This is a genomic window from Fulvivirga aurantia (genome assembly GCF_009711475.1).
Lineage (GTDB): Bacteria > Bacteroidota > Bacteroidia > Cytophagales > Cyclobacteriaceae > Fulvivirga > Fulvivirga aurantia.
On record NZ_SMMD01000191.1, the window covers coordinates 1 to 899 of the forward strand.

Here is an 899-nt window from a genome sequence, read left to right on the forward strand (position 1 = left end):
ACACTTCAGTCAGTCATAGACGAGGGCAAAGAGTACTGGAGATATATGGACACCTGGAGTGCTTTGGGGTTTGTATTTCTGGCCTCCTGCATCATGATAATTCACGGTATTGTAGATTACGTGGTGCTTCATAAACTAAACAGGTACTACTCTGGAGTATTTGTTCTTGACGGCCTGCTCTGGCTCTTAAAGCGTTTTCTGAGCTTAATCTTTACTACCCTTCTTTTTGTGTTTTTAGCCAATCTATTTGTCGATTTCTATACCAATATGAGGATATATGGTGAGCCAAATCAAATGAAGAAAGGTAAGTACACAGTACTATTACTTGGTACAAACAAATATCTGCAGGATGGAGAAAGTGAAAACGTATATTACACTTACAGGGTGGATGCCGTTGTTAAGCTTTACAAAGCGGGATACATTGGCGAAATCTGGATAAGTGGAGATAATAGCGATGAAAATTACAATGAGCCTAAAGATATGAAGCAAAGCCTTATAAACAGAGGTGTTCCTTCAACGCTCATAAAGCTTGATTTTGCAGGTTTTCGCACTTTAGATTCTATTGTAAGATCTAAGGAGACTTTCGGCCTGCAGAATCTAATCATAGTTAGCCAGGGGTTTCATCTACAGCGAGCTATCTTTTTAGCTTATCACTTTGGTGTAAGCGCCTCAGGGTTTGAGGCAGAGGGTGATATGAATATGGCAATGTTTTTGAGAGAACACCTGGCGGTGCCAAAAATGATTTTGGATATTGTTGTGCTTAATACGCAGCCCAGATATGGTACAACAGGCGACCGCAGGCAGCTCAACTTTAGTCAAAAAGATATCGTATTGATCTCTTTTGTTTTGATATTATTTGCCCTTGGATCGTATGTTTCTTACGATGCATTTGATTTTGG

At 39.8% G+C, this 899-nt stretch carries 1 protein-coding gene; it reads left to right on the forward strand.

The genetic code is table 11. The features are described from left to right. Positions 1 to 899, forward strand: an 899-nt coding sequence (locus E1176_RS00595) for a SanA/YdcF family protein (RefSeq protein WP_155208651.1), incomplete at both ends; no start/stop codon positions are given.